This is a genomic window from Cellulomonas xylanilytica (genome assembly GCF_007989805.1).
In the GTDB taxonomy this organism is placed as follows: Bacteria; Actinomycetota; Actinomycetes; order Actinomycetales; family Cellulomonadaceae; genus Cellulomonas; species Cellulomonas xylanilytica.
Genome location: NZ_BJUB01000008.1, coordinates 126,047 through 146,646 on the forward strand (window position 1 = coordinate 126,047; position 20,600 = coordinate 146,646).

General features: G+C 73.7%; 24 protein-coding genes. 16 read left to right on the forward strand and 8 right to left on the reverse strand.

The window, feature by feature from the left end; translation table 11 throughout:
• The first annotated feature begins 66 nt into the window (after positions 1-66).
• From CXY01_RS13540 to CXY01_RS13550, 3 genes are read left to right on the forward strand one after another with little or no spacing between them, the layout of a single operon-like run.
• Positions 67-636, forward strand: a complete 570-nt coding sequence (locus tag CXY01_RS13540) for a YbhB/YbcL family Raf kinase inhibitor-like protein (protein ID WP_146927945.1) — start codon at positions 67-69, stop codon at positions 634-636.
• A 44-nt stretch (positions 637-680) separates the two neighbouring features.
• A complete protein-coding gene (glmS, locus tag CXY01_RS13545) occupies positions 681-2,537 on the forward strand; it encodes a glutamine--fructose-6-phosphate transaminase (isomerizing) (RefSeq protein ID WP_146927946.1) in 1,857 nt (618 codons plus the stop codon).
• Between the two features lie 7 nt (positions 2,538-2,544).
• The gene (locus CXY01_RS13550) at positions 2,545-2,898 is read left to right on the forward strand and encodes a holo-ACP synthase (protein ID WP_146927947.1); all 354 of its coding nucleotides are present in this window, start codon (positions 2,545-2,547) and stop codon (positions 2,896-2,898) included.
• Between the two features lie 14 nt (positions 2,899-2,912).
• Here the strand turns inward: CXY01_RS13550 and CXY01_RS13555 are convergent, their stop codons facing one another.
• Positions 2,913-3,899 (reverse strand): LLM class F420-dependent oxidoreductase, encoded by a 987-nt coding sequence (locus CXY01_RS13555; RefSeq protein ID WP_146927948.1) that lies wholly within the window; start codon positions 3,897-3,899, stop codon positions 2,913-2,915.
• 107 nt (positions 3,900-4,006) lie between these two features.
• On the opposite strand from CXY01_RS13555, the gene CXY01_RS13560 reads away from it, so the two are divergent.
• Genes CXY01_RS13560 through CXY01_RS13590 form a run of 7 tightly spaced genes read left to right on the forward strand, consistent with a single transcriptional unit; the run spans position 4,007 to position 9,897 of the window.
• Positions 4,007-5,500 carry a bifunctional ADP-dependent NAD(P)H-hydrate dehydratase/NAD(P)H-hydrate epimerase gene (locus CXY01_RS13560; protein WP_146927949.1) on the forward strand — a complete coding sequence of 498 codons (1,494 nt, stop codon included), beginning with the start codon at positions 4,007-4,009 and terminating at the stop codon, positions 5,498-5,500.
• Entirely contained in the window at positions 5,497-6,111 is a 615-nt protein-coding gene (locus CXY01_RS13565) for a nucleoside/nucleotide kinase family protein (protein ID WP_146927950.1), read from the forward strand. The genes CXY01_RS13560 and CXY01_RS13565 overlap by 4 nt, the downstream gene beginning before the upstream one ends.
• A gap of 23 nt (positions 6,112-6,134) precedes the next feature.
• On the forward strand, positions 6,135-7,301 hold the full coding sequence (gene alr / locus CXY01_RS13570; RefSeq protein WP_371862774.1) for an alanine racemase: 1,167 nt from the start codon (positions 6,135-6,137) through the stop codon (positions 7,299-7,301).
• Positions 7,298-7,840, forward strand: coding sequence for a tRNA (adenosine(37)-N6)-threonylcarbamoyltransferase complex ATPase subunit type 1 TsaE (gene tsaE / locus CXY01_RS13575; protein WP_146927951.1), 543 nt, complete (start codon positions 7,298-7,300; stop codon positions 7,838-7,840). The genes alr and tsaE overlap by 4 nt, the downstream gene beginning before the upstream one ends.
• Positions 7,841-7,844: 4 nt before the next feature.
• A complete protein-coding gene (gene tsaB, locus CXY01_RS13580) occupies positions 7,845-8,588 on the forward strand; it encodes a tRNA (adenosine(37)-N6)-threonylcarbamoyltransferase complex dimerization subunit type 1 TsaB (protein ID WP_146927952.1) in 744 nt (247 codons plus the stop codon).
• Positions 8,585-9,064 carry a ribosomal protein S18-alanine N-acetyltransferase gene (gene rimI / locus CXY01_RS13585; RefSeq protein WP_146927953.1) on the forward strand — a complete coding sequence of 160 codons (480 nt, stop codon included), beginning with the start codon at positions 8,585-8,587 and terminating at the stop codon, positions 9,062-9,064. Before tsaB ends, rimI begins: the two co-directional genes overlap by 4 nt.
• Positions 9,061-9,897 carry a sulfurtransferase gene (locus tag CXY01_RS13590; RefSeq protein WP_146927954.1) on the forward strand — a complete coding sequence of 279 codons (837 nt, stop codon included), beginning with the start codon at positions 9,061-9,063 and terminating at the stop codon, positions 9,895-9,897. Before rimI ends, CXY01_RS13590 begins: the two co-directional genes overlap by 4 nt.
• 10 nt (positions 9,898-9,907) lie before the next feature.
• On the opposite strand, the gene CXY01_RS13595 is transcribed toward CXY01_RS13590, so the two are convergent.
• Positions 9,908-10,549 carry a malonic semialdehyde reductase gene (locus tag CXY01_RS13595; RefSeq protein ID WP_146927955.1) on the reverse strand — a complete coding sequence of 214 codons (642 nt, stop codon included), beginning with the start codon at positions 10,547-10,549 and terminating at the stop codon, positions 9,908-9,910.
• An 87-nt stretch (positions 10,550-10,636) separates the two neighbouring features.
• Between CXY01_RS13595 and tsaD the strand changes: the two genes are divergently transcribed.
• Positions 10,637-11,677 carry a tRNA (adenosine(37)-N6)-threonylcarbamoyltransferase complex transferase subunit TsaD gene (gene tsaD, locus CXY01_RS13600; RefSeq protein WP_146927956.1) on the forward strand — a complete coding sequence of 347 codons (1,041 nt, stop codon included), beginning with the start codon at positions 10,637-10,639 and terminating at the stop codon, positions 11,675-11,677.
• Between the two features lie 3 nt (positions 11,678-11,680).
• Here the strand turns inward: tsaD and CXY01_RS13605 are convergent, their stop codons facing one another.
• From CXY01_RS13605 to CXY01_RS13620, 4 genes are read right to left on the reverse strand one after another with little or no spacing between them, the layout of a single operon-like run.
• Complete coding sequence (locus CXY01_RS13605) at positions 11,681-12,208, reverse strand: hypothetical protein (RefSeq protein WP_146927957.1); 528 nt, start codon at positions 12,206-12,208, stop codon at positions 11,681-11,683.
• Entirely contained in the window at positions 12,205-12,552 is a 348-nt protein-coding gene (locus CXY01_RS13610) for a PadR family transcriptional regulator (protein ID WP_146927958.1), read from the reverse strand. The genes CXY01_RS13605 and CXY01_RS13610 overlap by 4 nt, the downstream gene beginning before the upstream one ends.
• A gap of 45 nt (positions 12,553-12,597) precedes the next feature.
• Entirely contained in the window at positions 12,598-13,746 is a 1,149-nt protein-coding gene (locus tag CXY01_RS13615; protein ID WP_146927959.1) for a glutamate--cysteine ligase, read from the reverse strand.
• Positions 13,746-14,927, reverse strand: coding sequence for a class I SAM-dependent methyltransferase (locus tag CXY01_RS13620; protein ID WP_146927960.1), 1,182 nt, complete (start codon positions 14,925-14,927; stop codon positions 13,746-13,748). The genes CXY01_RS13615 and CXY01_RS13620 overlap by 1 nt, the downstream gene beginning before the upstream one ends.
• A 214-nt stretch (positions 14,928-15,141) precedes the next feature.
• On the opposite strand from CXY01_RS13620, the gene groES reads away from it, so the two are divergent.
• Positions 15,142-15,438, forward strand: a complete 297-nt coding sequence (groES, locus tag CXY01_RS13625; RefSeq protein WP_146927961.1) for a co-chaperone GroES — start codon at positions 15,142-15,144, stop codon at positions 15,436-15,438.
• Positions 15,439-15,582: 144 nt separating this feature from the next.
• On the opposite strand, the gene CXY01_RS13630 is transcribed toward groES, so the two are convergent.
• Positions 15,583-15,879 (reverse strand): WhiB family transcriptional regulator, encoded by a 297-nt coding sequence (locus CXY01_RS13630; protein WP_146927962.1) that lies wholly within the window; start codon positions 15,877-15,879, stop codon positions 15,583-15,585.
• A gap of 247 nt (positions 15,880-16,126) precedes the next feature.
• On the opposite strand from CXY01_RS13630, the gene CXY01_RS13635 reads away from it, so the two are divergent.
• The 3 genes from CXY01_RS13635 to guaB all read left to right on the forward strand — a co-directional run bounded on the left by CXY01_RS13635 (position 16,127) and on the right by guaB (position 19,483).
• The gene (locus CXY01_RS13635; RefSeq protein ID WP_146927963.1) at positions 16,127-17,044 is read left to right on the forward strand and encodes a MerR family transcriptional regulator; all 918 of its coding nucleotides are present in this window, start codon (positions 16,127-16,129) and stop codon (positions 17,042-17,044) included.
• 160 nt (positions 17,045-17,204) lie between these two features.
• Positions 17,205-17,930: a helix-turn-helix transcriptional regulator gene (locus CXY01_RS13640; RefSeq protein WP_146927964.1), complete on the forward strand. Its 726-nt coding sequence runs from the start codon at positions 17,205-17,207 to the stop codon at positions 17,928-17,930.
• Between the two features lie 41 nt (positions 17,931-17,971).
• Positions 17,972-19,483 (forward strand): IMP dehydrogenase, encoded by a 1,512-nt coding sequence (gene guaB / locus CXY01_RS13645; protein WP_146927965.1) that lies wholly within the window; start codon positions 17,972-17,974, stop codon positions 19,481-19,483.
• Between the two features lie 7 nt (positions 19,484-19,490).
• Here the strand turns inward: guaB and CXY01_RS13650 are convergent, their stop codons facing one another.
• Positions 19,491-19,964 (reverse strand): DUF2000 domain-containing protein, encoded by a 474-nt coding sequence (locus tag CXY01_RS13650; protein ID WP_146927966.1) that lies wholly within the window; start codon positions 19,962-19,964, stop codon positions 19,491-19,493.
• 96 nt (positions 19,965-20,060) lie between these two features.
• Here CXY01_RS13650 and CXY01_RS13655 point away from each other — a divergent pair, with 96 nt between their 5' ends.
• Positions 20,061-20,528 carry an Lrp/AsnC family transcriptional regulator gene (locus CXY01_RS13655; protein WP_146927967.1) on the forward strand — a complete coding sequence of 156 codons (468 nt, stop codon included), beginning with the start codon at positions 20,061-20,063 and terminating at the stop codon, positions 20,526-20,528.
• Positions 20,529-20,600 lie beyond the last annotated feature (72 nt).

A 20,600-nucleotide genomic window follows, 5' to 3' on the forward strand; every position in this document is an offset into this window, starting at 1 on the left:
ATGGCCATAACAATGTAATGCCGTGCCCGGGGACGTTCCGGGGCGGTCGACGCCCGAGGAGGCGACATGGTCACGGTCCGGGCCGCGCGACGAGCACGTGCAGGACTCGCCCTCGTCGCGGCGTGTGCGCTGGGTGGCTGTGCGGCGGACGCCCGGGAACCGATCCCCACGCCGACCACCGACCTCGTGCTGACGAGCCCCGACCTCGATGACACAGGGGCCCTCCCGGCGTGGGCCACCGGCGTCTACGGCAGCACCTGCGCGGGGGAGAACCGGTCGCCCACGCTCGCCTGGGAGGGGGTGCCGGCGGGGACCCGGTCGCTCGTCGTGACGTTCACGGATCCCGCGCACCCGAGCTACGTGCACTGGGTGGTCACCGGGATCGACCCGGCCGCCACGGGGCTGGCGGCCGCGGACGACGGGATGGTCGAGGGCGGGATCGTCGGGGACAGCTTCCGCGGCACCGGGAGCTACGGCGGGCCGTGCGTCGAGGGGAACACGTACGTGTACACCGTCTACGCGCTCGACGACGAGGTCACCGGCACGCCGAGCACCACGCTGGGCGACGCGCTGGCGCTCATGGAGGGCCACGTCCTGGACGAGGCCGAGCTGCCGGTGCTGCGCGCCGCGTCCTAACGGGGCGACAGGGCGCGCGACCGTCGCCGACTAGACTCGCGGTCATGTGTGGAATCGTCGGCTACGTCGGTAGCCAGGTAGCCAGCGACCGCCCCCTGGACGTGGTGCTGGAGGGTCTGCGACGCCTCGAGTACCGCGGATACGACTCGGCGGGGGTCGCGCTGGTCAGCCCGACGGGCACGCTGGCCACAGCGAAGAAGGCCGGCAAGCTGGCGAACCTCGTCGAGGAGCTCGACCTGCGGCCGCTCCCGGAGTCGACCGCCGCGATCGGCCACACCCGCTGGGCCACCCACGGCGGCCCCACCGACGTGAACGCGCACCCGCACGTGGCCGGCAAGCTCGCCGTGATCCACAACGGCATCGTCGAGAACTTCGCCGTCCTCAAGGCGGGCCTCGAGGCCGACGGCGTCACGTTCACGTCCGAGACCGACACCGAGGTCGCCGCCCAGCTCATCGCGCGGGCCTACGAGACGACGGGGGACCTGACCGCCGCGATGGCGGCGGTCGCGCGCACCCTGCACGGCACGTTCACGCTGCTGGCCGTCCACGAGGACGCGCCCGACGTCGTGGTCGGCGCGCGGCACGACTCCCCGCTGGTGGTCGGCATCGGCGAGGGCGAGAACTTCCTCGGCTCCGACGTCGCGGCGTTCATCTCCCACACGCGCGAGGCGCTCGAGCTGGGCCAGGACCAGGTGGTCACCATCACCCCGGGTTCCGTCGCCGTGACCGACTTCGACGGCCGGCCCGCGCAGGCCCGTCGCTACACGGTCGACTGGGACGCCGCCGCCGCCGAGAAGGGCGGCTTCGCGTCCTTCATGGACAAGGAGATCCACGACCAGCCGCACGCCGTCGCGGACACGCTGCTCGGCCGGACCGACGTGCACGGGCGGCTGGTGCTGGACGAGATCCGGATCGACGAGTCGGTCCTGCGGTCGGTGGACAAGATCATCGTGGTCGCGTGCGGCACCGCCGCCTATGCCGGGCACGTCGCGAAGTACGCGATCGAGCACTGGTGCCGGATCCCCGTCGAGGTCGAGCTGGCGCACGAGTTCCGCTACCGCGACCCGGTCGTCAACGAGCGCACTCTGGTCGTGGCGGTGTCGCAGTCGGGCGAGACCATGGACACGCTCATGGCCGTGCGGCACGCGCGCGAGCAGGGCGCCAAGGTGCTCGCGCTGGTGAACACCCACGGCTCCACCATCCCGCGGGAGTCCGACGCGGTGCTGTACACCCACGCCGGCCCGGAGATCGCGGTGGCGTCGACCAAGGCGTTCCTGGCCCAGATCACCGCGGCCTACCTGCTCGGCCTCTACCTCGCGCAGCTGCGCGGCAACAAGTACGCCGACGAGGTCTCCACCATCCTCACCGAGCTGCGTGCCATGCCGGACAAGATCCAGCAGGTGCTCGACCGGGCCGACCGCGTGCGCGAGACCGCGCGGTCCATGGTGGACACGACGTCGGTGCTGTTCCTCGGCCGCCACGTCGGGTTCCCGGTGGCCATGGAGGGCGCGCTCAAGCTCAAGGAGCTCGCGTACATCCACGCCGAGGGGTTCGCGGCCGGGGAGCTCAAGCACGGGCCGATCGCGCTCATCGAGGAGGGGCAGGCGGTCTTCGTCGTCGTGCCGTCGCCGCGCGGACGGGACTCGCTGCACTCGAAGGTCGTCTCCAACATCCAGGAGATCCGGGCGCGCGGCGCCCGCACCCTCGTGATCGCGGAGGACGGCGACGACGACGTGCTGCCGTACGCCGACGAGGTCTTCTTCGTCCCGCAGTCACCCACGCTGCTGGCCCCGCTGCTGGCCGTCGTGCCGCTGCAGGTCTTCGCGTGCGAGCTGGCGACCGCCAAGGGTCTCGACGTCGACCAGCCGCGCAACCTGGCGAAGTCCGTCACCGTCGAGTGATCGTCGCGTGATCGTCGGAGTGGGCATCGACGTCGTCGACGTCGCGCGCTTCGTCGACACCCTGCACCGGGTGCCGGCGTTGCGCACGCGGCTGTTCACCCCCGAGGAGCAGGAGATGCCCGAGACCTCCTTGGCCGCGCGGTTCGCGGCCAAGGAGGCCATCGCCAAGGCCCTCGGCGCGCCTGCCGGCATGAGCTGGCAGGACGCGACCGTGCGCCGGGTGGCCGGGGCGCAGCCGGTGGTGGAGGTGGTCGGCACCGTCGCGGCCGCCGCAGCCGCCGCCGGTGTCGACCGGTTCCACCTGTCGATCTCCCACGACGCCGGCATCGCGTCCGCCGTCGTCATCGCCGAGCGCGACTGAACCGGTCGCAGGCCTCAGCGCAGCGCCGGGACGACCTGCGACTCGAACAGCTCGATGCCGGAGCGGTCGTAGGCCGCCTCCGCGAAGTAGGTGATCGCGTAGGTCATGCCGAGCTTCTCCAGCTCCTGGAGCTTCTCGACGATCTGCTCGGGCGTGCCCACCAGGGGACCGTTGCGGAAGTCCTCCGCGACCTCGGCCGCCTTGCCGGGGACGGTGTTGCTCAGGTGCTCCTCGACCCAGGCGATGCGGTCGTCGACCTCGGCCTCCGTGGCGCCGATGACCACGTTGTAGTTGGCCGAGCGGGTGATCTCCTCGAACGGGCGCCCGATGGCGTCGCAGTGGCCGCGCAGGATCTCCGACTTGTGCGTGAACGCCTCGGGCGCGCCCGCGAAGTTGGTGTAGGCGGCGTGCTCGGCGGCGATCCGGAGCGTCTTCTTCTCGCCGCCGCCGGCGATCCACAGCGGCGGGCCGTCGACCTGCAGGGGCAGGGGCGACAGCTGGGCGCCGTCGACCTTGTAGTGCTCGCCGGCGAGGGTCGCCGTGCCGTTGGTCCACATCTGCTTGAAGATCTGCACGCCCTCGTCGAGCATCGCGATCCGCTGGCCCGCCGACGGGAAGCCGTAGCCGTACGCGAGCCACTCGTGCTCGTACCAGCCGGCGCCGATGCCCATCTCGACGCGACCGCCCGAGATGATGTCGGCCGTCGTGGCCACCTTCGCGAGGTAGGCCGGGTTGCGGTACGCCATGCAGGTGCACATCTGGCCGAGCCGCACGCGGCTGGTGCTCGCGGCGAACGCGTTGATGAGGCTCCAGGCCTCGTGGGTCGCCTCGCCGTTGGGCTCGGGGACCGCGTGGAAGTGGTCGTAGACCCAGATCGACTCGAAGGCGTCGCCCTCGTCGGCGTGCGTGGCCAGGCCGCTCATGGTCTGCCAGTGGTCGCGGGGCTCGATGCCGGTGAGGTCCTGCCGCCAGCCCTGGGGGATGAAGAGTCCGAAGCGCATGCGGGCACGTTACCCGCGCTCGGGCGTGGGCGCGTCCCGAGATCGAATCGATGCGATCGGGCATCCGCAGGACGTGTCCTCGTGCGGATGAGCCCTGACCCGTCAGGATGAGGAGCGTGCTGCAGACCTGGACCTCCGCGCAGGTGCGGGCGGCCGAAGAGCCGCTCCTGGCGCTCGGCGTCCCGCTGATGGAACGGGCCGCGTTCGCGCTGCACGTCCGCACGGCCGCCGTGCTGCGCGAGCGACGCGGAGTAGTCCGCGGTGCGCGGGTCGCCGTGCTCGCCGGTCCGGGGAACAACGGCGGCGACGCCCTGCACGCCGGTGCGCTGCTCGCCCGGCGCGGGGTGGACGTGCACGCGGTGCTGACCGGGGCGCGGGTGCACGAGGGCGGGCTCGCGGCGCTGCTGCGGGCCGGAGGGCGCGTGCTGCGGGTCGAGGGGCCTGTCGACGACGCGGTCGCGCTGGCCGCGGGCGCGGACCTGGTGCTCGACGGGTTGCTCGGCATCGGGTCGGACGGGTCCGGTCTGCGTGGCACGGCGGGCGCGCTGGTGGACGCACTGGTCGCTCGTGGTCGTCCCTACGTCATCGCGGTCGACGTGCCGTCGGGCCTCGGGGTCGACGACGGGCGCCGGGACGGGACGGTCCTCGACGCGGACCTGACGGTCACGTTCGGCGGGCTCAAGCCCGGCCTCGTGCTGCCGCCGGGCACCGGTGCGGCGGGTCGCGTCGAGCTGGTCGACCTCGGGCTCGACCTCGCGGGCTCGCCGGCCGTGGTGCGGCTCGAGCCGGGTGACGTCGCCGACCTGTGGCCCGTGCCGGCGCCCGACGCGCACAAGTACACGCGCGGCGTCGTCGGCGTCGTGGCCGGCTCGCGTGCCTACCCGGGCGCCGCGGTGCTGGCCACGAGCGCGGCCGTGCAGGCCGGCGTGGGCATGGTCCGGTACCTGGGTGACGTCGGGGACGTCGTGGTCGCCGCGCACCCGGAGGTCGTCGTGGGGCACGGTCGCGTGCAGTCGTGGGTCTTCGGGCCGGGGGTCTCCCCGGACGACGCCGGGCAGCGACGACGCATCGGGTACGCGTTCGAGCACGTGCGCGAGCGCGGCGAGGCGGCGGTCGTCGACGCCGGCGCGCTCGAGCTGCTCCCCGCGCACGTCGGCCCGCACGCGGTGCTCACCCCCCACGCGGGCGAGCTCGCGCGGCTCCTGGCCCAGCGGGGCGAGGACGTCGACCGGGCCGCGGTCGAGGCGGAGCCGCTGCGCTGGGCGCGCCGGGTGCACGAGCTCACCGGTGCGACCGTCCTGCTCAAGGGTCCGGTGACCGTCGTCGCCGGTGCGCAGGGCGCCGCCTACGCCCAGGCGGACGCCCCGGCGTGGCTGTCGACCGCCGGGGCGGGCGACGTCCTGGCCGGTCTGCTGGGCGCGCTGCTGGCCGGTCGCGTCGACGCGGTCCACGAGGACCCGTCGCTGGTGGCCGCGCTCGCGGCCACCGCGGCGCTGGTGCACGGCCGCGCCGCGCACCGCGCCAACCCCGGCGGGCCGATCTCGGCGCGAGCCGTCGCCGACGCGCTGCCGGCCACGATCGCGGAGCTGCTGGGCGCGTGACGCTGACGCCCGATCTCGTCGCCCGCGTGGAGGCGCTGCTGACCGGCGGTCCCCGGCGGCTGCTGGGCATCGCCGGCGCACCCGGGGCCGGCAAGTCCACCGTCGCCGCGCAGGTGGTCGCCGCCGTCGGGCCGACGGCGGTCGTCGTGCCCATGGACGGGTTCCACCTCGCGCAGACGGAGCTCGAGCGGATCGGTCGTGCCGAGCGCAAGGGTGCACCGGACACGTTCGACGCCGACGGGTTCGTCGCGCTGCTGACGCGCCTGCGGGACCCCGGCCGGACGGTGTACGCGCCCGAGTACCGTCGCGACCTGCGCAACCCCGTCGCCGGTGCGATCGCGGTCCCGCCCGAGGTCCGGCTGGTGGTCGTCGAGGGGAACTACCTGCTGCTCGACGAGCACGGCTTCGGCCCGGTGGCCGGGCTGCTCGACGAGTCGTGGTTCCTCGCGCCCGACGACGGCGTGCGGCTGACCCGGCTGGTAGCCCGGCACGAGGCCTTCGGCAAGTCGCCGGAGGCCGCGCGCGCGTGGTCGCACGGGCCCGACGAGCGCAACGCCCGGCTGGTCGCGGCGACGGCGGCGCGCGCCGACGTGGTCGTCCACCTGGCGTGACGACCGGTGCGAGACTGGGCGCCGTGAGCTCGTACCCCGCACGTGCCGTCGTCGACCTCGCGGCCGTCCGTTCCAACGTCCGGTCGCTGGCCGCGCACGCGCCCACCGCGCAGGTCATGGCCGTCGTGAAGGCCGACGGCTACGGCCACGGTCTGCTGCCCACCGCCTCCGCCGCCGTCGCCGGTGGTGCCACCTGGCTGGGCGCCGCCCAGATGGACGAGGCGCTCGCGCTGCGGCGCGGTGGGATCGCCGGCACCCGGGTGCTCACGTGGCTGTACGCCCCCGGTGCGCCCCTCAGGGAGGCGGTCGACGCCGACGTGGACGTGTCCGTGTCCGCGCGGTGGGCGCTCGACGAGCTGGCCGCCGCCGCACGCGCGGCCGGTCGTCCGGCGCGCGCGCACCTCAAGGTCGACACCGGGCTGGGCCGCAACGGGCTGACGCCGGCGGACCTGGCGGAGCTGCTTCCGGAGGTCCTGCGGCTGCAGGCCGAGGGGGCGGTCGACGTCGTCGGCCTGTGGAGCCACCTCGCGTTCGCCGACGAGCCCGAGCACCCGACCGTGAAGCACCAGGGTGAGGTGTTCGCCGACGCGCTGCGCACGGTCGAGCGCGCCGGGGTCCGGCTCGAGGTGCGGCACCTGGCCAACTCGGCGGCGACCCTGACCACGCCCGCCTCGCACTACGACCTGGTGCGGCCCGGCATCGCCGTCTACGGCCTGTCGCCCGTCCCGCAGCTGGGCGGGCACGACGAGTACGGCCTGGTGCCGGCGATGACGCTCGAGGCCGAGCTGGCGAACGTCAAGGCGGTGCCCGGCGGGCACGGCGTCTCGTACGCGCACCAGTACGTCACGACGCAGGACACGGTGCTGGGGCTGGTGCCGCTGGGCTACGCCGACGGCATCCCGCGGCACGCCTCGGGCACGCAGGAGCAGCCCGGCGGTCCCGTGCGCGTCGGTGGTCGCACGCTGGGCGTCGCCGGACGCGTGTGCATGGACCAGGTCGTGGTCGACCTCGGGCCCGGTGCCACGGAGCAGGCCGGGGACCGCGTCGAGCTGTTCGGCAGCGGTCGCGACGGCGGACCGACCGCGCAGGACTGGGCGGTCGCCGCCGGCACGATCTCCTACGAGATCGTCACGCGGGTCGGCGCACGGGTGCCGCGGGTGCACGTCGACAGCGAGGCGGTGACGTCATGACCACGACAGCGACGACGACGGTCACGCTGCGCGATGCCGAGGCCACCCGGGCGTACGGTCGCGCGCTCGCGGACGTCCTCCGGCCGGGCGACCTCGTCGTGCTCACGGGGGACCTGGGGGCCGGCAAGACGACGCTGACGCAGGGCATCGGCGCCGGCCTGCAGGTGCGCGGGCAGGTGGCCTCGCCGACGTTCATCATCGCGCGCGAGCACCCGCCGCTCGTGCGCCCCGACGGCTCCCGCGGTCCGTCTCTCGTGCACGTCGACGCCTACCGGCTGGGCTCTCTCGAGGAGGTGGACGCGCTCGACCTCGACGCGAGCCTGGACGAGGCCGTGACCGTGGTCGAGTGGGGCGAGGGGTGGGTCGAGTCGCTCGCGCAGGACCGCCTCGAGGTCACGCTGCAACGTCCTCGCGGCGGGACGCTGGCCGACGACGACCTGGACGACGCCGCCGCGGGGGAGCGCGTGGTCACCGTCCGGGCCGTCGGTGCACGGTGGGCGGACGTGGCGCTGCCCGACGCCGAGCCGGTGGGAGGCTGACCCCGTGCCCGTCCTCGCCCTCGACACGTCCGCCGCCGTCGCGGTGGCCCTGACCGACGACTCCGGCGTGCTGCTGGCCGAGCGCTCGGACCAGCAGCAGCGCCACCACGCGGAGCTGCTGACCCCCATGGTCGCGGCCGTCCTGGCCGACGCCGGCGTCGACCGTCGCGAGCTCACGTCGGTGGTCGTCGGCACGGGTCCCGCGCCGTTCACCGGCCTGCGCGTCGGGCTGGTCACCGCACGCACGCTCGCGCTCGCGCTCGGCATCCCGGTGCACGGCGTCCCGAGCCTCGACGCCGTGGCCCTCCGTGCGTCGCGCGTCCTGCCACCCGGGACGGACGTGCTGGTCGCGACGGACGCACGGCGCCGCGAGGTGTACTGGTCGCTGTACCGGCTGGTCGACGCCGGGCGGATCGAGGTCCTCGCCGCACCCGCGGTCGCGGCAGCCGCCGACGTCGCCGCGGACCCCCGCACCGCCGGGACGCTCGCCGTGGGTCGGGGGGCGCTGCTGTACGCCGACGTGCTCGACGCCGGCGCGGGCGTCCTCCCCGGCGAGGCGGTGGCCCCGCTCGTCGCCGATGCCCGCCCGGACCTGGACGGGCTCGGGCTCCTCGACCCGGAGCCGGCCGAGCTCGCGCGGCTGGCGCACGAGCGGCTGGCGGCGGGGCGGGCGCTGGGCACGGAGCCGCTCTACCTGCGTCGGCCCGACGCCGTGCCGCAGGCCGCGCGCAAGCGCGTGCTCGGATGACGGGTCCCCTCGACGACGTGGTCGTCCGACCCCTCACCCCGGCGGACCTCCCGGCCCTCGAGCGCATGGAGGTGGACCTGTTCGGGGCGGCCGCGTGGTCGCCGGAGAGCCTCGCCGCGGAGATCGAGGGTCCCGGACGCTGGTACGTGGGCGTGGTCGTCGGCGGTGAGCTGGTCGGGTACGCGGGCCTGTGGTTCGACGGGTTCGACGCGCAGGTGATGACGATCGGCACGGACGAGCGGTTCCAGGGGCGCGGGCTCGGCCGGCGGATGCTCGACGCCCTGCTCGACCGCGCTCGGACGGTCGGCGCCGCGGTCGTCCTCCTGGAGGTGCGGGTGGACAACGACCCCGCGATCCACCTGTACGAGAGCGTGGGCTTCGAGCGGCTCGGCATGCGCCGGGCGTACTACCAACCGGGGAACATCGACGCGTGGACCATGCGGCTGGACCTGCGTGGTCGGGAGGAGACCGCATGACGAGGGACGCGGTCATCGTGGACGCCACGGCGCTGGACCAGGCGCTGCGGAGCGACGAGCCGCCGGTGCTGCTCGACGTCCGCTGGGCGCTGGGGCAGACGGACGGCTACGACCGCTACCGCGAGGGGCACCTGCCGGGCGCGGTGTTCGTGGACCTGGACACCGAGCTCGCCGCCCCGGCCTCCGCGCAGGAGGGGCGCCACCCGCTGCCGGACCTCGCGCAGCTCGAGGCCGCCGCGCGGCGCTGGGGCGTCACGGGGGAGCGGCCGGTCGTCGCCTACGACGCCGTCGGCGGGATGTCGGCGGCGCGCGTGTGGTGGCTGCTGCGCTGGGCCGGCGTGCGGGACGTGCGGCTGCTCGACGGTGGCCTCGCGGCGTGGACGGACTCCGGGCTCCCGCTCGAGACCGGATCCGTGACTCCGGAGCCGGGGGACGTGGTGCTGCGCCCCGGGGCGCTGCCGACGATCGACGCCGACCAGGCCGCGGGCTGGGACGGCGCGCTGCTCGACGCCCGCGCGGCCGAGCGGTACGCCGGTGACGTCGAGCCCGTCGACCCGCGCGCGGGCCACATCCCCGGGGCGCTCTCGGTGCCGACGGCGGGGAACGTGGGACCCGACGGCAAGTTCCTGCCCGACGCGGCCCTGCGCGAGCGGTTCGCGGCGGTCGACGGGCCGGTCGCCGTCTACTGCGGCTCGGGGGTGACGGCGGCGCACGAGGTCGCGGCGCTGGCGTCGATCGGCGTCGAGGCAGCGCTGTACCCGGGGTCGTGGTCACAGTGGTCGAACGACCCGGCGCGGCCGGTGGAGACGGGACCGGCCGCGTCCGGGTCGTAGCGGCGTCGGTTCAGACGGTCAGCGACGCCTGCGTGTAGGCGAGGCGCTCGGCGCGGGGGTGGTGCGTCCCGGCGCCCTCGACGTGGCCGACGTTGACGACCAGCAGCGACTTCCAGCCGTTGTCGGCGAAGAACTCGCGGTCGATGCCGTCCGCGTCCATGCCGCCCATCGGACCGGCCGCCAGGCCTGCGGCGCGCAGGCCGACGATGAGGTACCCGGCCTGGATGAGGGCGTTGGTGCGGGCCATCGACTCGCGCTGCTCGGGCTGGCCCTCGAGGGCGTCGGCGAGCGCGGCCATGTGCGGCGCGAGCGTCGGGATGTGCGTGTGGAACCCGGTGTCGGCGGCCAGCACGAGCGAGACGGGCGCGGCCAGCACGCGGTCGCGGTTGCCCTCGTTCATGTGCGCAGCGAGCCGCTGACGGGCCTCGGGCGTGCGCACGACCAGGAGGCGCAGCGGGATCGTGTTGAGGGCGGTCGGGCCCCACCTGACCAGGTCGTACACCGCGGCGATCTGCTCGTCGCTGACCTCGTCGGGGGTGAACGCGGCTGCGGTGCGGGCCTCGCGGAAGAGCAGGTCCGCGACGTCGTCGCCGACCGCGAGTCCGGATGTGGGGAAGTCGAGGCCGTCGAGGACGGTGGTGTCAGTGGTCATAAGTGGTTGAAGCGTCAACCAGTGGGCGGTGTTCCCCGCAGCGGGGTGGCGGTCGTCACACCGCCGCGGCCACCTATCCTGGTGCGCATGGCAGACCCCCTCGTCCTCGGGATCGAGACCTCGTGCGACGAGACCGGCGTCGCCCTGGTGCGCGGCTACGACCTGCTGGTCGACGCCGTCGCCAGCTCGGTCGACGAGCACGCCCGGTTCGGCGGCATCATCCCGGAGATCGCCTCCCGCGCCCACCTCGAGGCCATGGTGCCGACGATCGAGCGGGCCCTCGCCACCGCGGACGTCTCCCTGGGTGCGGTCGACGCCGTCGCCGTCACCGCGGGCCCGGGGCTCGTCGGGCCGCTGACCGTCGGCGCCGCCGCCGCGAAGGCGCTCGCGCTGGCCCTGGACAAGCCGCTGTACGGCGTGAACCACGTGATCGGGCACGCGGTCGTCGACGAGCTGGTCGACGGCGCCTTTCCCGAGCGGGTCATGGCCCTCGTCGTCTCCGGCGGGCACTCGTCGCTGCTGATGATCGACGACACGGTGAACGTGACCGAGCTCGGCTCGACCCTGGACGACGCGGCGGGGGAGGCGTTCGACAAGGTCGGCCGGCTGCTCGGCCTGCCGTACCCCGGCGGACCGCACATCGACCGTCTGGCGCGGGAGGGGAACCCCACCGCGATCCGCTTCCCGCGCGGCCTGACCGCGGCCAAGGACCAGGCCGCGCACGCCGCGGACTTCTCGTTCTCCGGGCTCAAGACCGCGGTCGCACGCTGGGTCGAGGCGCGGCAGGACGCCGGCGAGGAGGTGCCGCTGCCCGACGTCGCCGCGTCGTTCGCCGAGGCGGTGGCCGACGTGCTGACCGCCAAGACGATCGCCGCCTGCCGCGCGCACGGCGTGGGCACGCTCGTGGTGGGTGGTGGGTTCTCCGCCAACTCGCAGCTGCGCGACATGGCCGCGAAGCGCTGCGCCGAGGCCGGCATCACGCTGCGCATCCCGCCCATCCGGTACTGCACCGACAACGGCGCGATGATCGCCGCGCTCGGCTCGGCCGTGGTGCGCCGCGGGCTGCCGCCCTCGTCGCTCGACCTGCCCGTCGACTCGTCGATGCCCCTGACACAGGTGCTGGTCTGACGGTCAGGCGTGCGCGGCGCGGGCGGCGGTCGGCGTCCCGGACCACGCCCGCCACACGCGCGCGCCGAGCAGGAACGGCACCGTGAAGACGCACGCGTAGAACGCCAGCACCTGCCAGGTGAGCGACGAGGACACCGACAGGGCGTCGTCGTCGTTGGTGAACACGGTGGTGGCGCCGAGGAACACCCGCTCGAGCGTGCCGCCGCCCATCTGCCCGATGGTGTCGAGGGTCCCGATGCCGTACGCGATCGCCAGGTACGCCACGGCGCCGACGGCCAGCGCACCCCAGACCGCGCCGGTGGTCCAGCGGGGGACGGGCCGGCCGAGCTCGCTCAGGTAGGCGTCGGCCAGCACCCGCGGGTGCCCCAGGTCGGCGACGGCCTGGCGCATGCCGACCTCCGACGCCGTGGCGGTCAGCTCGGTGCGCAGCTCGCGCACGACCGGCTTGTACCTCGGGTAGTCCTGCATGGCCCAGCTGAAGCGCAGCAGGTAGCGCTCGCGGACCAGGGTGTCTCGGACGGTCGTGCTCATGACGGCTCCTTCGTGGTGGCGCGGGCGAGCATGCGCTCGGCGGTGGCGGCCAGCTGCTGCCAGGCGCGCGCGGTGCGCCGGAGCTGCTCGGCGCCCGTCTCGGTGGGGAGGTAGTACTTGCGGGCGGGGCCCGCGGAGGAGGCCACGAGGCGCGACGAGATCTGCCCGTCGCGCTCGAGGCGGTTGAGCACGGGGTAGAGGGTGCCCGCGCTCAGGTCGTCGAGGCCGCCCTCGTGCAGGCGCGTGACCAGCTCGTAGCCGTAGGACTCCCGCTCGGTGAGGAGGGCGAGCACGAGCATCGGGAGCACTCCCTTGAGGAGCTGCGGGTCGCGGGGCGCGTCCATGCCTGCAGGCTATGCCTGCTAGTTGGTTTTGCCAAGTAGTGATCGCTAGAGGGGCCGTCCGGCCTTCAGCTCGGCGACCAGCGACCGGACGACCGCGTCCAGCTCGCCCGCATGGCGACGGGCCACCGCGCGCTGCCGCTGGTAGGAGGCACCCCGGCGCAGGATCACCCGCACCTGGTCGAGCTCGGCCGCACAGCCCAGGCGTTCCGCGACGGGTGCCAGCTCGACCAGCCAGCGGCCGACGGAGTCCGTCACCAGCTCCTCGTCGCCCGCCGCGTTCGTGATGACGATCGCGTCCATGCCGTACCGCGCGGAGCGCCACTTGTTCTCCTGCGCGAACCACGGCGGCAGCGTCGGCAGGGTCTCGCCGCGGTCGAGCATCGCGGAGAAGTGCTCGACGAAGCAGTGGGTCAGGGCGGAGATGGCCGCGACCTCCAGCAGGTTGGAGGCGCCGTCGGCGATCCGCATCTCCAGGGTGCCGAACCGCGGCGACGGGCGCACGTCCCAGCGGACCTCGTCGAACTGGTCGATGACCCCGGTGTGCATCATGTCGCCGACGTACTGCTCGAGCTGCGACCACTCCTCGAACGCGAACGGCAGCCCCGCCGTCGGCAGCTGCTGGAACAGCAGGGCGCGGTTCGAGGCGTAGCCGGTGTCCCGACCGCCCCAGAACGGCGACGACGCCGACAGCGACTGGATGTGCCCGAAGACGGTGAGCATGGCCCGGGACAGCGGGAGCACCTTGGCACGGTCCTCGATGCCGACGTGCACGTGCACGCCGTAGATCAGCATCTGCCGGCCCCACCACTGCGTCCGGTCGATGAGCGTGGCGTACCGCTGCTTGTCGGTGACCTTCTGCTGGGCCCAGTTGGCGAACGGGTGCGTCGCGCCGCCCATGAGCTGGATGCGCAGCGGGGTCGCCACCGACTCGACCTCGTCGAGCGCCCGCTGCAGGTCGGCCGTCGCCTCGGCGATCGTGCGGCACTTGCCGGACCGGATCTCGACCGTGTTGAGCAGGAGCTCCTGGGTGATCAGCGGATGCTCTCCGCCGCCGGCCGGGCGGACGGCGGCGAGGATCGCCTCGGCGGCCTGCCGCAGGTCACCGGAGTCGGCGTCGACGAGCGCGACCTCCCACTCGATGCCCACGGAGGACCGCTCCGAGCGGCCGAACGGGACGGTGACCGGCGCGGCCATCAGACCGGCTCCACCACGAGCACCTGCTGGCTGCCCGCCACGCGGGTGAGGATGATCGTCGCGGTGGTGCTGCCCCGCAGGTCGAGCTGGCGTCGGAGCTGCTCGGGGACGACCGCGGTGCCGCGCTTCTTGATCGTCAGGCGGCCCACGTCGCGTCCCCGCAGGTAGGTGCGGAGCCGCTTCAGGCCGAACGGCATGGAGTCGAGCACCCGGTAGGCGGTGGCGGTGGGGACCGGGGTGAGGGCGTCGGACGTCACGTAGGCGATCGTGGCGTCCAGCAGCCGGCCGTGCACCTGCGCGGCGATCTCGCCCACCAGGCCCGCGCGGATCACGGCCCCGTCCGGCTCGTAGAGGTAGCCGCCGAGCGCGCCCGTCGGTGGCCGCTCCTCCGACGTCTGCTGCACGACGTGGGCCTCACCGTCGCGCAGCACGAGCGCCGAGCGTCCCGGACCCTCGGGTGCCAGCGGGCCGAACCACAGGCCGACCTCGACGACGTCGCCGTCGACCGAGACCCACTGCGCCTGCGCGTCGGCGGGCAGGGCCGTGTGCGGGATGCCGGGACCGAGCTTCAGGCCCAGCGCGGGCACCCGGTCGCGGACCGCGAGGACGGCGTCGAGCGACGGCTCGTAGGCGGCCACGTCGAACACGCGGCTTCCCGACGAGGTCCGGCGGGCCGGGTCCGCGTAGACCCCGTCGATGCCCTCCGCCTCGAGGTCCAGCGCCAGACCGTCACCGTGCCGCACCTCGGCCTCCGGGAAGTGGCGCAGGTTCACGGTGGCGATCGCGGCCGTGGCCTCGTCGACGTCCGTCGCGAGGACCCGCAGGCCGATCCCGGCGAACGCCATCGCGTCCGCGCCGATCCCGCTGGTGAGGTCCGCCACCCGGGTGCTGCCCGCGTCCCGATACCGGCGGGCGTGGTGCGCCGCGACGCTGAGCCGCGTGGCCTGCTCGAGCCCGGCCGACGTGAAGAGCATGCCGTCCGCGAACGTGCCGAACTTCCCCGCGGCCTTCGCGCGCAGCCGCGACTGCGTCAGCGCGGCGGCCACCAGGGCGGGGTCGATGCCCTCGTCGCGCATGCGCTCCGACAGGGCGAGCGTGCGGCTCTCGTCGTAGGGCGGCAGCGCCGACAGCAGGGCCCAGCCGGCGGGGCTGAGCAGCTGGGCGATGCCGTCGCGGTCCATGTCGCGATCCTCGCACGCAGTGGGCCCTCGAGCGGGGGACCGGCGGTTCGTTGGCACTCGCCTTGACCGAGTGCTAACCGCTTCCTAGAGTGATGGCTGGCACTCTCCCGGTGAGTGTGCCAGCTGCGCTCCAGGCCACGGCACCCGCGACGACGCGGCCTGACGGCGCGCACGAACCTCAGAGAACTACTCACATGCGAAGGGGAGGTCCGCTGTGTCGGTCTCCATCAAGCCCCTCGAGGACCGGATCGTCGTCAAGACGCTCGAGGCAGAGACGACGACCGCTTCCGGTCTCGTCATCCCGGAAAGCGCCAAGGAGAAGCCCCAGGAGGGCGAGGTCCTGGCGGTCGGACCCGGCCGTGTCGACGACAACGGCAACCGGATCCCGCTCGACGTCGCCGTCGGCGACAAGGTCATCTACTCCAAGTACGGCGGCACCGAGGTGAAGTACTCCGGCGAGGAGTACCTCATCCTCTCGGCCCGCGACATCCTCGCGATCGTCGTCAAGTGAGCTGAGGGGCGCCCGCGCCCCGCTCGCTCGGAAGGCCCCCACGGCAGCCGCCGTGGGGGCCTTCCGGCGTCTGAAGGTCCGGACATACCAGAGCCCCCCTCCCCGGTCGTGCCGACGGGGAGGGGGGCTCTGGTCGAGTGCTGGTCAGCCGACGCGGCTGGCGCGGCCCCGCTCCGCGAGGACGGCGGCGCGCTCGTCCTCGGAGAGGCCGCCCCAGACGCCGTACGGCTCGCGGACGGCGAGCGACTGCTTCAGGCACTCCTTGATCACGGGGCACGTCGCGCAGATCGCCTTGGCGGCCTCGGCGCGCCGGCGGCGGGCTGAGCCGCGCTCGCCCTCGGGGTGGAAGAACAGGTCCTGGTCCGCATCGCGGCAGGCGCCGTCGAACTGCCACTCCCACAGGTCCATCACGGGTCCGGGAAGGCGCGAGATCTCGGCCATGGGTTCCTCCTCAGTCGATCCGCCGCAGTGCCGCGGTGGCGGCAGCGCCGGGAAGTGTGAACACGGGGACCGGTGTTTGCTCACCGGGTGACGCGTTGGAGAGGACGTTACAACCGCGCCAGAAGTTGTTCAAGACCGTGTCACAACTTTCTGTGATGGCGCGATTGGCGATGTCGTCGCAGGTCGGCGTGTCGGGAGCGACACGCATAGATCGGGCCGAATCGCGTCGGCCTGGCACAATCGCGCCATGGTGACGCGCGACGACGACGAACCGGCGGCGACGCCGACGCCGGCGCTCGCCGTCGCCGCCGTCGCCCGTCGGCTCGGGGTCGCCCCCGCCACGCTGCGCACGTGGGACCGCAGGTACGGCCTCGGTCCGTCCGAGCACTCCGCCGGCGCCCACCGCCGCTACTCGGCGACCGACGTCGAACGGCTGCTGATCATGCGCCGGCTGACGCTCGACGGCGTCGCGCCGGCGGAGTCGGCGCGGATCGCGCTCGCCACCGACGTCGTCGCCGGACCGGCCGCGGACGTGCAGGACGCGGCACCGACGACGCCGACCGCCGTGGTCGACGCCGCGCTCGCCGGCGACGTCCTGCGCTGCGCCCGGCTGCTCACGCTCGAGGGCGGCCCGGACGTCGTCGTGTGGTGGACGAGCCTGGTCGAGCCGGTCCTCGCCGCGCTCGCCCGGCGCACCGTCGTCGACCTGCCCGGTGTCGACGCGACCTTCGCGGTCCACGCGGGCGTGCTGGCTGCGCTGCGGGAGCGGCCGGGGGCACCGGGCGCCGGTCGTCGACCCGTCGTCCTGGTGCTCGTCGCCGCGCGCGAGTCCCGGCCGCTCGTCGCGCACGTCCTCGCCGGGGCGCTGGCCGAGCAGGGTGTCGACGCGCGCATCGTCGGCGGCCCCGTCGGACCGCACCACGCGGTCGAGCTCACGGCCATGACGCGGGCGCGCGCGGTGGTCACTCTCGGGGAGCGGGTCGACGTCGACCTCGACGTCGTGGACCGGCTGGCGCGCGAGCAGCCGGACCTGCCCCAGTTCGTGATGGTGCCCGACGCGGCCGCGGCAGCGGTCCCGCTCGGGCGCTCCGTCCACCGGGCACGGACCTTCACCGGTCTGCTGCACGAGGTGGTCGCCGTGGCGACGGCGAGCGTGGACGGGTGAGATCGCCGCCCGGCGGGGGAGACATTCCACCCCAGGCGGCGCACAGGCGGACGAAGCCCCGCTCGCGCGGGGTGCGGTTCGCCACTGCGGCTAACTTCGACGTGATCCTCGGCCGATAGGACTCAGGGTGGCCCGCACGGGGCCCGAGAGGGGAAACAACATGGCGGGAGTCGTGGTCTGTCACGGCTCGGCGGTCGTTCGAGAGCGGCTCGTCGTGACCTCCATCGGGGTGCCCGCGCTCGGTCCGGTGCGAGCGGCGTCGTCGGTGGACGAGCTGTTGAGCCTCGCGCGGCGCATGCCGCCGACCGTCGTGCTGCTGGACGCCCACCTCGGGGCGCCCGGCGCCATCGAGGCGATCCGACGCCTGCGTGCGGTCGCGCCGTCGGCGGCCATCGTGCTGCTCGCGCTGCCCGACGACACCGTGGCGCTCGACCGGGCGCTCGCGCTCGGCGCCCGCGGCTTCCTCGCGCCCGACGTCGGCCGCGCCGAGCTGTCCGCCGTGGCCGCCCACGTGCTGGCCAGCCCGGTGCTCCCGGTGCAGCCCCCGTCGCGGTCGTCGGTCGACGTGCCCAGCCAGGGCAGCTTCCGGGCCAGCGACCTGCGCACCCCGTCCAACGGCAACCCCGCGGTCACCGCACCCGACGCGAACGGCGCACCGGTCGGCGTGCCGACCACCGGCGCGATCCCCGGGGTGCCGCTGACCAAGCGCGAGATCGAGGTCCTGACGGGCATGAGCCACGGCCGATCGAACGCCCAGATCGGTGCCGAGCTCTACCTCTCCGAGGACACGGTCAAGACCCACGCGCGGCGGCTGTTCCGCAAGCTCGGGGCCAACGACCGGGCCCAGGCGGTCGCCATCGGTCTGCGCCGGGGTCTCATCCAGTAGGCGGGGCCACCGCCACGCGCGCGCCCGCGTATCCTTGCCGGATGACGGAGCACTCGCCTGCCGACCCGTTCGCCCGCATCGGGCTCACCTACGACGACGTGCTCCTCCTGCCGGGGGAGACCGACGTCATCCCCAGCGAGGTGGACACCTCCTCGCGCCTGACGCGCGAGATCACCGTGCGCGTCCCGCTGCTGTCCGCAGCGATGGACACCGTCACCGAGTCGCGCATGGCCATCGCCATGGCGCGCCAGGGCGGCATCGGGATCCTGCACCGCAACCTGTCCATCGAGGACCAGGCCCACCAGGTCGACCTGGTGAAGCGCTCGGAGTCCGGGATGATCACCGACCCGGTCACCGTGTCGGCCGACGCGACGCTCGCCGAGCTGGACCACCTCTGCGGCATCTACCGGGTGTCCGGCCTGCCGGTCATCGCGGAGAACGGGCTGCTGCTCGGCATCATCACCAACCGCGACCTGCGCTTCGTGCCTCCGGGCGACTTCGAGACGCGTCGGGTCCGCGACATCATGACGCCGATGCCGCTGGTCACCGCGCCGGTCGGCATCGCGCGCGACGACGCCGCGGCGCTGCTCGCCAAGCACAAGATCGAGAAGCTGCCGCTCGTCGACGAGGCCGGGATCCTGCGCGGGCTCATCACCGTCAAGGACTTCGTGAAGTCCGAGCAGTACCCCGACGCGACGAAGGACGGCGAGGGGCGGCTCGTCGTCGGGGCCGCCATCGGGTTCTTCGGGGACGCCTGGGAGCGGGCCTCCGCGCTCGTCGAGGCCGGTGTCGACGTGCTCGTCGTCGACACCGCGAACGGCCACGCCCGGCTCATGCTCGACATGGTGCGCAAGCTCAAGTCCGACCCGTCGACCCGCCACGTGCAGGTCATCGGTGGCAACGTCGCCACGACGCCGGGCGCGCAGGCGCTCGTGGACGCCGGCGTCGACGCCGTGAAGGTGGGCGTCGGCCCGGGCTCCATCTGCACCACCCGCGTCGTCGCCGGTATCGGGGTGCCGCAGGTGACCGCCATCTACGACGCCGCGCTCGCCTGCAAGCCCGCCGGTGTGCCGGTCATCGGCGACGGTGGGCTCCAGTACTCCGGGGACATCGCCAAGGCCCTGGTCGCCGGCGCCGACACCGTGATGCTCGGCTCGCTGCTCGCCGGCTGCGACGAGTCGCCCGGTGAGCTCGTGTTCGTCAACGGCAAGCAGTTCAAGCACTACCGCGGCATGGGCTCGCTGGGCGCGATGGCCTCCCGCGGCCGGATCTCCTACTCCAAGGACCGCTACTTCCAGGCCGACGTGGCGTCCGACGAGAAGATCGTGCCCGAGGGCATCGAGGGGCAGGTCCCGTACCGCGGGCCGCTGTCCGCGGTCGCGCACCAGCTCATCGGTGGGCTCCACCAGTCGATGTTCTACGTCGGCGCGCACACCATCCCGCAGCTGCAGGACCGCGGGCAGTTCATCCGGATCACCGCGGCCGGGCTCAAGGAGTCCCACCCGCACGACATCCAGATGACGGTGGAAGCGCCCAACTACACCGGTCGCTGACCGTCCCTCAGGGCAGCAGCGGGAGCTTCCCGACGATCTTGTCCACGCGGTTGCGCGGTCCGACGATGCTGACCGCGTAGTACGACGGGGCGTCCTGGGTGGACACCTCGGTCAGGTACTCGTCGTAGACGCGGGTGTGCTGCGCGGACGCCGGCATGTCGGCGACGAACACCCCGAGGGACGCGACGGCCTTCGCGCGGATCTGTGCGAGCTGGTCGGTCGACGCCGCGAGGATCGAGCATCCGGCCCACGGCAGCCCGGGGTGCGGGGACCCGGAGGCGTCCCGGGCGTCCGGGCCGAGCAGGCCGTCGACGCCGCCGACGGTGGCTGCCGACACGCACACCGCCGCATTGGCTGCGCGTCCGGCGGGCAGCGACTCGTCCACGACGACCACCCACTTCAGCCGGGCCGATCGGGTCGGCTCGCCCGTGCGGATCTCCTGGGGTTCGAAACCGACCCGCGTCGATGTGTCGACAGACATGCTTTCTCCTCGTTCGTACGACGTGACGCGGAGACGGTATGCAGGTGTGCGAGCGCCATGCAAGCAGCCCGTACGTCATACGGATACGATGACCGGATGGCGCATCTCGACGCACTTGATACGGCGATCCTGCGGGAGCTCCAGCGCGATGCACGGCGCACCAACCGGGACGTCGCGGCGGCCGTCGGGGTCTCACCGACCACCGCACTCGACCGGACCCGGTCCCTCCGGGAGCGCGGGATCATCCGGGGCGCGGTACTCGACGTCGACCTCGCGCAGATCGGCCGGCCCGTCCAGGCCATGATCGCGCTCAGCATCAGGCCGCCCACACGGCAGAACATCGAGGGGTTCCGCACGTGGGCCGCCGGGCTCCCGGACGTCCTCGGCGTGTTCGTCACCAGCGGGTCGGAGGACTTCCTGCTGCACGTCGCGGTGTCCGGGAACGACCGGCTCTACGCGTTCGTCATCGACAGGCTCACCGAGCGGCCCGAGGTCGCCGACGTCCGCACGTCGATCGTGTACGAGCACCTGCGCAGCAATCGCGTCGAGCCCGTCCCGGACTAGGCCCGTCGAACACTGGGTCCGGTCGGTGATGTCGCTCGCGGACGCGTACGGCGTCGACCTGGAGGCGGCGTT

Coding starts and splice junctions, on each gene's coding strand:
- CXY01_RS13540 (WP_146927945.1), top strand. CDS start 67: ATGGTCACGGTCCGGGCCGCGCGACGAGCACGTGCAGGACTCGCCCTC.
- glmS (WP_146927946.1), top strand. CDS start 681: ATGTGTGGAATCGTCGGCTACGTCGGTAGCCAGGTAGCCAGCGACCGC.
- CXY01_RS13555 (WP_146927948.1), bottom strand. CDS start 3,899: ATGCGCTTCGGACTCTTCATCCCCCAGGGCTGGCGGCAGGACCTCACC.
- CXY01_RS13560 (WP_146927949.1), top strand. CDS start 4,007: ATGAGGAGCGTGCTGCAGACCTGGACCTCCGCGCAGGTGCGGGCGGCC.
- tsaE (WP_146927951.1), top strand. CDS start 7,298: ATGACCACGACAGCGACGACGACGGTCACGCTGCGCGATGCCGAGGCC.
- rimI (WP_146927953.1), top strand. CDS start 8,585: ATGACGGGTCCCCTCGACGACGTGGTCGTCCGACCCCTCACCCCGGCG.
- CXY01_RS13590 (WP_146927954.1), top strand. CDS start 9,061: ATGACGAGGGACGCGGTCATCGTGGACGCCACGGCGCTGGACCAGGCG.
- CXY01_RS13595 (WP_146927955.1), bottom strand. CDS start 10,549: ATGACCACTGACACCACCGTCCTCGACGGCCTCGACTTCCCCACATCC.
- tsaD (WP_146927956.1), top strand. CDS start 10,637: ATGGCAGACCCCCTCGTCCTCGGGATCGAGACCTCGTGCGACGAGACC.
- CXY01_RS13605 (WP_146927957.1), bottom strand. CDS start 12,208: ATGAGCACGACCGTCCGAGACACCCTGGTCCGCGAGCGCTACCTGCTG.
- CXY01_RS13610 (WP_146927958.1), bottom strand. CDS start 12,552: ATGGACGCGCCCCGCGACCCGCAGCTCCTCAAGGGAGTGCTCCCGATG.
- CXY01_RS13615 (WP_146927959.1), bottom strand. CDS start 13,746: ATGGCCGCGCCGGTCACCGTCCCGTTCGGCCGCTCGGAGCGGTCCTCC.
- CXY01_RS13620 (WP_146927960.1), bottom strand. CDS start 14,927: ATGGACCGCGACGGCATCGCCCAGCTGCTCAGCCCCGCCGGCTGGGCC.
- CXY01_RS13630 (WP_146927962.1), bottom strand. CDS start 15,879: ATGGCCGAGATCTCGCGCCTTCCCGGACCCGTGATGGACCTGTGGGAG.
- CXY01_RS13635 (WP_146927963.1), top strand. CDS start 16,127: ATGGTGACGCGCGACGACGACGAACCGGCGGCGACGCCGACGCCGGCG.
- CXY01_RS13640 (WP_146927964.1), top strand. CDS start 17,205: ATGGCGGGAGTCGTGGTCTGTCACGGCTCGGCGGTCGTTCGAGAGCGG.
- guaB (WP_146927965.1), top strand. CDS start 17,972: ATGACGGAGCACTCGCCTGCCGACCCGTTCGCCCGCATCGGGCTCACC.
- CXY01_RS13650 (WP_146927966.1), bottom strand. CDS start 19,964: ATGTCTGTCGACACATCGACGCGGGTCGGTTTCGAACCCCAGGAGATC.
- CXY01_RS13655 (WP_146927967.1), top strand. CDS start 20,061: ATGGCGCATCTCGACGCACTTGATACGGCGATCCTGCGGGAGCTCCAG.